The 9,318-nt window shown below is 72.4% G+C and carries 8 protein-coding genes; 5 read left to right on the forward strand and 3 right to left on the reverse strand.

Features of this window, described 5'->3' with window-relative positions:
- Positions 1-67 precede the first annotated feature (67 nt).
- Together ACTT8P_RS12420 and ACTT8P_RS12425 are read right to left on the reverse strand one after the other, a co-directional pair.
- Positions 68-967 (reverse strand): chitosanase, encoded by a 900-nt coding sequence (locus ACTT8P_RS12420; protein WP_442831653.1) that lies wholly within the window; start codon positions 965-967, stop codon positions 68-70.
- Between the two features lie 88 nt (positions 968-1,055).
- Positions 1,056-1,982 carry a rhomboid family intramembrane serine protease gene (locus ACTT8P_RS12425; RefSeq protein WP_442831654.1) on the reverse strand — a complete coding sequence of 309 codons (927 nt, stop codon included), beginning with the start codon at positions 1,980-1,982 and terminating at the stop codon, positions 1,056-1,058.
- Positions 1,983-2,119: 137 nt separating this feature from the next.
- Here ACTT8P_RS12425 and ACTT8P_RS12430 point away from each other — a divergent pair, with 137 nt between their 5' ends.
- On the forward strand, positions 2,120-2,845 hold the full coding sequence (locus ACTT8P_RS12430) for a vWA domain-containing protein (RefSeq protein ID WP_442831655.1): 726 nt from the start codon (positions 2,120-2,122) through the stop codon (positions 2,843-2,845).
- A 63-nt stretch (positions 2,846-2,908) separates the two neighbouring features.
- Positions 2,909-4,519: a cytochrome bc1 complex cytochrome b subunit gene (gene qcrB / locus ACTT8P_RS12435; RefSeq protein ID WP_442831656.1), complete on the forward strand. Its 1,611-nt coding sequence runs from the start codon at positions 2,909-2,911 to the stop codon at positions 4,517-4,519.
- A gap of 33 nt (positions 4,520-4,552) precedes the next feature.
- Here qcrB and ACTT8P_RS12440 read toward each other — a convergent pair whose 3' ends face one another.
- Positions 4,553-5,434: a hypothetical protein gene (locus ACTT8P_RS12440; RefSeq protein WP_442831657.1), complete on the reverse strand. Its 882-nt coding sequence runs from the start codon at positions 5,432-5,434 to the stop codon at positions 4,553-4,555.
- A 157-nt stretch (positions 5,435-5,591) separates the two neighbouring features.
- Here ACTT8P_RS12440 and ACTT8P_RS12445 point away from each other — a divergent pair, with 157 nt between their 5' ends.
- The 3 genes from ACTT8P_RS12445 to pepN all read left to right on the forward strand — a co-directional run bounded on the left by ACTT8P_RS12445 (position 5,592) and on the right by pepN (position 9,253).
- On the forward strand, positions 5,592-5,942 hold the full coding sequence (locus ACTT8P_RS12445; RefSeq protein ID WP_442831658.1) for a chorismate mutase: 351 nt from the start codon (positions 5,592-5,594) through the stop codon (positions 5,940-5,942).
- Positions 5,943-6,104: 162 nt separating this feature from the next.
- Entirely contained in the window at positions 6,105-6,695 is a 591-nt protein-coding gene (locus tag ACTT8P_RS12450) for a response regulator (RefSeq protein WP_442831659.1), read from the forward strand.
- Positions 6,696-6,751: 56 nt separating this feature from the next.
- Positions 6,752-9,253 (forward strand): aminopeptidase N, encoded by a 2,502-nt coding sequence (pepN, locus tag ACTT8P_RS12455; protein WP_442831660.1) that lies wholly within the window; start codon positions 6,752-6,754, stop codon positions 9,251-9,253.
- Positions 9,254-9,318: the final 65 nt, after the last annotated feature.

Below are 9,318 nucleotides of genomic sequence, written 5' to 3' on the forward strand. Positions count from 1 at the left end.
GAACACAGACGGCGCCCGCCCCCGTCCCCGACCGGACACGGGGCGGGCGCCGCCGCACGTTCAGCGCTCAGGGCACCTGGTAGGTGTCGCCGTAGACCTGCCAGGTGAGGGGCGTCGCCAGCGCCAGGTTCCCGGCCGCCAGGAACCGCCGCTGGGCGGTGTCCACCCGGCTGGTGTCGCCGTCCCGGCTGTCGCGCAGCGCCGCGCGGCGCACGTCGAGGAAGGCGTCCAGGAACTCCTTCTCGTCACCGCCCGCCGCCGGGGTCTTCGCCCGCTTCATGGCCTGCTCGCGCAGCCCGTAGAAGCCGTCCGCCCCGGTGTCCGGGCCGTGGAAGATGATCGCGTCGTAGTACACGAACTGGCCCAGCGTGGCCAGCCCGTCCAGCTTGGCCAGCCGCACGGCCGGCTCGAAGTACACCCGGTCGCGCTCCTCCTCCTGCGCCTTCCGGAACGCCGGAACCTCGGCCTCCGCCTGCCAGGCGGCCGTGAACCCCGGGTCCAGACCCTCGTGCGAGTCGGTGCCGTCCACCTTCCGCAGGGCGGGCAGATAGCGGGCCAGGCCGTTGTCCGGGTGGTCGTCGGTGTACCGCTCGACCAGGGTGCGCAGATCGTGCGTGCCGGTGCAGAAACCGGCGATGCCCGCGGTGTAGCCCTGCCCGTCACCGAGGTCCTCGATGCTGCCGTACAGGCCGCGCCAGTCCAGCGTGGAGTTGTCGGCGCTCGCCACCAGGCGCTGCGCCAGCTCCTTCTTGTCCGGGGCGGCCAGCCCGGCCGGCAGGTCGGCGATCACCGCGTCGTCCTGCTCCCGCTCCCGCTCGGCCCGGTCCTTGGCCTCCTCGCGGGCGGACCGGGCGGTCGCGGCGGGCGGAGCGGACGGGGCGTCGCCGGAGTCCGACGGCGAGAAGAGGAAGACCGCCGCCGTGGCCACCACCGGCACGGCCGCGAAGATCAGCACACCGCGCCTCATGCGGCACCTCCGTCGGTCGGGGCGGCCGTGCGGGTCGCGGCGCCCGCGTCGGCCGGCCCGGCCGCCCAGCAGAACATCGGGAGCCGTCTCACACCGCACCCCCGCCCGTCAGCGCCGCCACCCGGGTCAGCGCGGTCACCGCCAGCACCACCAGCAGCGCGGCGCACGCGCCCGCCTGTACCAGCGCCCGGCGGCCGTCGCGGGGCGCCCAGGCGAACGCCGCCGCCACCAGGCCCCCGGTCACCAGGCCGCCGAGGTGGCCCTGCCAGGAGGTGAGTCCGGCCGAGATCAGCAGCCACAGCAGCAGACAGGCCATGAACCGGTTGACCGGCCCCAGGTCGGCCCCGACCCGGCGGGCCAGCACGTAGTACGCCGCGCCCAGCCCGAAGACGCCGCCCGAGGCACCCACCGACGCCTGCCCGGGGCCGGCCAGCAGCAGCACGCACACCGAGCCGCCGAGCACCGCCAGCAGATACAGCACCAGATACCGGACCCGGCCGAGCATCGGCTCCACCACCCGGCCCAGCTGCCACAGCGCGGCCATGTTCATCACGATGTGCAGCAGGCCGAACGTGCCCTCGGTCGGCTGGAGATGGAGGAAGCCGCCGGTCAGCAGCCGCTCCCACTCGCCGGCCACCACGCCCTCGGCGTTGAAGCCCTGGGGGTAGGTCTCCTGGTAGACGTAGTGACCGCCGTCCGGCCCGATCAGCCGCGCGGCCACCATCGAGAAACGGTCCACGATCTCCGGGCGGACCACCTCGGCGACGTAGGCCAGCACGTTGAGCGCGATCAGCGCGTACGTCACCACGGGCGTCGTCGTGACCCGGCCGCCGACGACGGTGCGGGCCCGGCGCACCGACCGCGCCCCCTCCTTCACGCATCCCGGACACTGGTGACCGACGGACGCCGCACGCATGCAGTCCGGGCAGATGTACCGCTCGCACCGGGTGCAGCGGACATGACACTCCACCGCCGGATGGCGGTAGCAGGTCGTGACGACGGGCTCGGGCTCCAAGAGCCGGCTCCTCTGGGTGCTGGGGGGACGCTGGGGTGGCGAACAAAATAGCGAACGCCTGTGGACGGGCTGAGAGCAGGGTCGATCAGTGCCGTAACCTCGGCAGCCGGGGTGGCGTCGCACGAGGGGGAGTCCGGATGGCCGCGATCAGTCTCAGCAAGGTCCAGGAGAGCGCGCCCGCGCTGGTCAGCCTGTACAAGAGCGCCGGTGTCTCACTGACCAAGCACGGGCTGGACGGGGAGCGGGCCGCGGTCTACCTGGTCATCGACTACTCCGGCTCGATGAAGCCGTACTACAAGGACGGCAGCGTGCAGGCGCTCGCCGACCGGGTGCTGTCGCTGTCCGCGCACCTCGACGACGACGGCACGGTGCCGGTGGTGTTCTTCTCCACGGACGTCGACGCCGTCACCGACATCGCGCTCGCCGACCACCAGGGCCGGATCGACCGGATCGTGGCGGGCCTCGGCCACATGGGCAAGACCGCCTACCACCTGGCCATGGACGCCGTCATCGACCACTACCTGGACAGCGGCTCCACCGCCCCCGCCCTGGTCGTCTTCCAGACCGACGGCGGCCCGATCAACCGCCTGGCCGCCGAGCGCTACCTGTGCAAGGCCGCCCGGCTGCCGCTGTTCTGGCAGTTCATCGGCTTCGGCGACCCGGACAGCAAGCAGTTCGACTACCTGCGCAAGCTGGACGACCTGCCCGTCCCGCGGAAGCGGGTCGTCGACAACGCCGGCTTCTTCCACGCCGGACCGGACCCGCGCACGGTGTCCGACGCCGACCTGTACGACCGCCTGGTGGGTGAGTTCCCCAAGTGGCTGGTGGACGCGCGGGCCAAGGGCATCGTCAACCAGCCCTGACACGGGCCCTGTTGCGCGCCGACGTGCTCATGGCACCCTGGGGTCGGCCGAGGGGGGCGTGTCATGGGCGCACGACGCAGCGAACCGGGGCCGGGCGAGCGGGTGGCCGACTGGGCCGACGGCCGCCTCGGCGTCTATGCGCTGGGCAAGACATACATGCGCAAGGTCTTTCCGGACCACTGGTCCTTCATGCTCGGCGAGGTCTGCCTCTACAGCTTCCTGGTCCTCGTCCTCACCGGCGTCTACCTCACCCTCTTCTTCGAGCCCAGCAGCGTCGAGATCGTCTACCACGGCTCCTACGAACCGCTCAACGGCGTCATCATGACCCGCGCCTACGAGTCCACCCTCGACATCAGCTTCGACGTCCGCGGCGGACTGCTGATCCGGCAGATCCACCACTGGGCGGCCCTGGTGTTCTGCGCCGGACTGCTGGTGCACATGATGCGGGTGTTCTTCACCGGCGCGTTCCGCAAGCCGCGCGAGCTGAACTGGGTGTTCGGCTGGACCATGCTGATGCTGGCCCTGATCACCGGCCTGACCGGCTACTCACTCCCCGACGACCTGCTCTCCGGTACCGGCCTGCGCTTCGCCCAGGGCGCCATCCTGTCCATCCCGCTGGTGGGGACGTATCTCGCCTTCTTCCTCTTCGGCGGCGAGTTCCCCGGCGACGACATCATCTCCCGGCTCTACCCGGTCCACGTCCTGGTGCTGCCCGGCATCATCCTCGCCCTGGTCGTCGCCCACCTGGCGCTGGTCTTCTACCACAAGCACACGCAGTACCCCGGGCCCGGCCACACCGAGCAGTCGGTCACCGGCATGCCGTTCCTCCCGGTGTACATGGCCAAGGCGGGCGGCTTCTTCTTCCTGGTCTTCGGCGCCCTGTCGGTCATGGGCGCGATCGCCACGATCAACCCCGTCTGGGCCTTCGGCCCCTACCGCGCCGACCTGGTCACCACCGGCGCCCAGCCCGACTGGTACCTCGGCTTCTCCGAGGGCCTGATCCGGGTGATGCCCGGCTGGGAGATCAACGCCTGGGGCCACACCCTCCAACTGGGCGTCTTCATCCCCTTCATGCTCTTCCCGCTGCTCCTCGCCGCGATCGGCGGCTACCCGTTCGTCGAGGCGTGGATCACCGGTGACACACGCGAGCACCACGTGCTGGACCGGCCGCGCAACGTCCCCACCCGCACCGGCCTCGGCGTCGCCTGGCTGACCCAGTACGCGGTCCTGCTGGTCGGCGGCGGCAACGACCTGTGGGCCACCCGGTTCCACCTGTCCATCAACGCCATCACCTGGTTCGTCCGGATCGCCTTCTTCGCCGCCCCGGTCCTCGCCTTCGTCCTCACCCGTCGCATCTGCCTCGGCCTCCAGCGCCGCGACCGCGACAAGGTGTTGCACGGCCGCGAGTCGGGCATCATCCGGCGCCTGCCGCACGGCGAGTACATCGAGGTGCACGAACCGCTGACGCGGGCCCAGCGGTTCGTGCTCACCCAGCACGAACAGGCTCCGCCGTACGAGGCGGGAGCGCGGGTGGACGGCAACGGGGTGGCCCGCAGGGTGCCTGCGACGCACCGGCTGCGGGCAAGGCTGGCGCGGGCGATGTACGGGCCGGGGACGTACGTGGCGAAGCCCACGGAGGAGGAGTACCGGGAGGTGACCCGAGGGGGGCATTGAACAGCCCCGCGCCCCTCACCGGGCGCGTTCAGCTCACGTGTCGCAGTCAAGAACCGTCCTGCACAGCCCGCACCGCGCCCGCACCCGCCCCCGTACCGGTACCCGGATGCGCTGGTGGCAGGTCGGGCAGGGGAACGACACCCGCCCGTCGGGGGAGAACGCGTACGCTACCCCCGGCCCCCCGGCGGGACGGTGCTCCTGGGCATGCCGCCGGTCGCGCGCATAGCGCCGCCGCCCCGCCCAGCCGGCCGCCGTCAGCGGCGGCTGCCGCTCGTCCCGGCGGGCCCGCTCCCGGCCCGCCGCGTACGCCGCGTACGCCTGCGCACTGGTGAACCACACCGACGGGTCCTCCCCGAACACCGCCGCCCGCTTGGCCAGCACGTACCCGAACTCCTCCGGCGTCAGATACCCCAGCTTCTGCGAGGACCCCGCGTCCTGGCGGAACGCGTCCAGGAGCAGCCACCCCGCGCCCAGATACGCCGTCACCGTGTCGGTCAGGATCTCGTTGTCCCGCGTGCCCGGGAACGACAGCCCCAGCCGGTGCAGGTAGACGTGCGTCACCTCGTGCGCCAGGGCCGCCCCGATGTCCCGCCGGTGCGTGCGGAAGCGGTCGTTCAGCTCGACGAAGTACTCGGGCCCGGCGGCCAGTTCGACATGGGCGGCGTGGGACATCGCCCGGAAGGAGACGATCAGCCGCGCGTCCGGGAGGCGGTAGTGCCGTACCAGCTCGTGGGCGACCCGCTGCGCGCCCAGATACAGGTCGTCCGTGTCGCAGAACGCCACGTCGGCCGGCGCCACACTGGCCGCGAAGGTCTGGACGGTGTCGTACGACAGCCGCCGGTACAGCGCGGTGACGGCGGCCCGCACCGTCTCCAGGTGCGGGAAGCCGCGCTCGACCGGCCCGTCGTCCGCCACGTCCGCACCCCCACGACGCCGAGAACCCTCTTCCACTGTACGGCGCGCTGTCCGGCCCCGCCCCGCTCCGGTCGCACCGCCCCCTTTTCGGGTCCTGCTTTTCGGGTCCTGAGACGGTCCGGCGCCGGCCGCGCCCCGACCCGTAGGCTGACCCGTCATGACCACCAGCAACACCGGTAACAGTGGAGCCGACCCCGCCGTCCGCGAGGAACTCGTCCGGCTGCGCGACAGCATCGACAACATCGACGCGGCCGTCGTCCACATGCTCGCCGAACGTTTCAAATGCACCCAGCAGGTCGGCCACCTCAAGGCCCGCCACCAGCTGCCGCCCGCCGACCCGGCCCGCGAGGCCGAACAGATCGCCCGGCTGCGGACCCTGGCCGAAAGCGCCAAACTCGACCCGGCCTTCGCCGAGAAGTTCCTGAACTTCATCATCGCCGAGGTCATCCACCACCACGAACGCATCGCGGAGCACGCCGGCCACGGCTTTGCCCCCGCGCCCGACTGATCCCGGCGGATCGCGGTGGTTCCCGGCCGAGGTCGCACCCGGGGGAGTGACACACGGGCTTGCACGGGGCATGCTGCGCTGTGCACCCCCCGCCGGGCGACGGACACCCGCCGCCGGCTCCTCGCACGCCACCGGACGTGCCCGAGGAAGGGACGTCGGGCCATGCCGTCGGATGCCGCACCCCCGCCGGGCGCCGGAGCGCTCCCGGACCCCGGAATACTCATCGTCGACGACCACGTGGACACGCTCTACGCCCTGGAGAGCGCCCTCGCCCCGCTCGGCTACCGGCTCCAGCGGGCCACCAGCGGCGACGAGGCGCTCAAGCAGGTGTTGCGCGGCCAGGTCGGCCTGCTCCTGCTCGACGTACGGATGCCCGGCGTCGACGGCCTCGACGTGGTCCGTTACATGCGCCGGGTGGAGCAGACCCAGCGCATCCCGGTGGTCCTGCTCACCGGCTTCGGCTTCGACCCCGAGCTGAGCGCCGCCGCCTTCCGGCTGGGCGTCGCCGACCTGGTCCTCAAACCGGTGGACCCCTGGACCCTGCGCACCAAGGTCCGCCACCTCTACGACACCCACCGGCACCAGATCGCCCTCGAACGCGAACTGCGCGACCTGCGCGCCCGCCTGCGGGAGTACGCCGGGGAGCACGCCGGGGGCGGTCCCGCCCGTCCCGGCCGCCCCCACCCGCATGAGGAGATGCGCGGGGAGGCGCGCGAGGAGGAGTGCGGAAGCCTCCAGAAAGACCGGACATAAGCCGCGTACCGCACCGCCGCTGTGCCCTCCGGGCGGCATCGGGCAGCATGTCGTCCATGTCCGTACTGACGCGCGACGAAGCGCAGACCCGTGCCAAGGCCCTCGACGTGCACCACTACACGATCGCCCTCGATCTGACCGGTGGCGACGAGACCTTCGACTCCCGCACCACCATCCGCTTCACCGTCCGCGGCAAGAAGGCCGCCAAGGACACCTTCGTCGAGGTCAGGCCCGCCCAGCTGCGCAGCGTCACCCTCGACGGACACCCGCTCGACCCGGCAGCCCTCGACGACAACCGGCTGCCGCTGAAGAACCTCACCCCCGGTGACCACGAACTGCGCGTCGACGCCGCCATGGCCTACTCCCGCACCGGCGAGGGCATGCACCGCTTCACCGACCCCGCCGACGGCGAGACCTACCTCTACACCCAGCTCTTCATGGACGACGTGCAGCGCGTCTTCGCCGCCTTCGACCAGCCCGACCTCAAGGCCCGCTTCGACCTCACCGTCCGCGCCCCCGAAGGCTGGACCGTCCTCGCCAACGGCGTCACCGAACCGACCGACGACGGCCGCTGGACCGCCGCCACCACCCCGCCGATCTCCACCTACCTGGTCGCGGTCGCCGCCGGCCCCTGGCACTCGGTCACGACCGAACACCGCGGCCTGCCCTTCGGCATCCACTGCCGCCGCTCGCTCGCCGCGCACCTGGACACCGACGCCGACGAGATCCTCGACCTCACCCGCGCCTGCTTCGACCGGTACCACGAGAAGTTCGACGAGCCCTACCCCTTCGACTCCTACGACCAGGCGTTCGTCCCCGAGTTCAACGCCGGCGCGATGGAGAACCCGGGCCTGGTCACCTTCCGCGACGAGTTCGTCTACCGCTCCGCCGTCACCGACACCGAACGCCAGACCCGCGCCATGGTCATCGCCCACGAGATGGCCCACATGTGGTTCGGCGACCTGGTCACCCTGCGCTGGTGGGACGACATCTGGCTGAACGAGTCCTTCGCCGAGTACATGGGCTACCAGACCACCGCCGAGGCCACCCGCTTCAGCGGGCCCTGGACCGAGTTCGGCGTCACCCGCAAGTCCTGGGGCTACGACGCCGACCAGCGCCCCTCCACCCACCCCGTGGCCCCCGAGGACGTCCCCGACACCGCCTCCGCCCTGCTCAACTTCGACGGCATCTCCTACGCCAAGGGCGCCTCCGCCCTGCGCCAGCTCGTCACCTGGCTCGGCGAGAAGGACTTCCTGGCCGGCATCAACATCCACTTCGCCCGGCACAAGTTCGCCAACGCCTCGCTCGCCGACTTCATCGACTCCCTCGCCGCCGCCACCGACCGAGACGTGCCCGCCTGGGCCGACGCCTGGCTGCGCACCACCGGCGTCGACACCCTCACCCCCCGCCTCACCCCCGGCCCCGGCGGCACCCGCACCCTCACCGTCGACCACACCGGCAGCCGCCCGCACCGCGTCGCCGTCGGCCTCTACGACCCCGACCTCACCGACGAGCACCGGCTCACCCCGCGCACCCGCCTCGAACTCGACATCCCGCAGCGCGAACCGCACACCCTCGGCAAACGCCCCGCCCTGCTGCTGCTCAACGACGGCGACCTCACCTACACCAAGGTCCGCTTCGACCCCGAGTCCTTCGCCACCGTCCGCGACCGGCTCTCCGGCCTGCCCGACCCGCTCACCCGGGCCGTCGTCTGGAACGCCCTGCGCGACGCCGTCCGCGACGGCGAACTCGACCCCGCCGCCTACCTGGACGCCGCCCGCACCCACCTGCCGTACGAGACCGACCTCGCCCTCCTCCAGGGCGTGCTCGCCTTCGCCCACGGCCACATCGCCGACCGCTGCCTCACCCCGGACCGGCGGCCCGCCGCCCTGGCCACCCTCACCGACCTGTGCCGCGACCTCATCCGCCGCACCGAGGACGGCGACCACCCCGGGCGGCGGCTGATCGCCGTACGGCACCGGATCGCCACCGCCGCCCACCCCGACACCATCGCCGCCTGGCTGGCCGACGGCACCGTCCCCGGCGGTCCCGAACTCGACCCCGAGCTGCGCTGGCGCATCCTCACCCGACTCGCCGTCCTCGGCGCCACCGACGAGGCCGCCATCGCCGCCGAACTCGACCGCGACCCCAGCGCCACCGGCCAGGAAGGCGCCGCCCGCTGCCGCGCCGCGCTGCCCGACGCCGCGGCCAAGGCCCGCGCCTGGGACGCCATGTTCGCCTCCGACGACCTCTCCAACTACCTGTTCACCGCCACCGCCCAGGGCTTCTGGCAGCCCGAACAGGCCGACCTGCTGGGCGCGTACGTGCCGCGCTACTTCCCCGACGCGGTCGCCGTCGCCGCCCGCCGCGGCCCCGCCATCGCGGCCGCCGCCGGCCGCTTCGCCTTCCCCGCCCACGCCGTGGACGCCGACACCCTCCGCCTCGGCGCGGACTGCCTGCGCGACGCCGACCCCGTCCCGTCCCTGCGCCGCCGGCTCGTCGACGAACTGGACGACCTGGCGCGGGCGCTGCGGGTCCGGGAGACGCACGGAAGCTGATCCCCCGCGGGGCGGCCGCGGGCGGTTCGTGGCTGGTCGCGCGGTTCCCCGCACCCCTCCAGGGG

This window comes from Streptomyces sp. JW3 (assembly GCF_052216785.1).
In the GTDB taxonomy this organism is placed as follows: domain Bacteria; phylum Actinomycetota; class Actinomycetes; order Streptomycetales; family Streptomycetaceae; genus Streptomyces.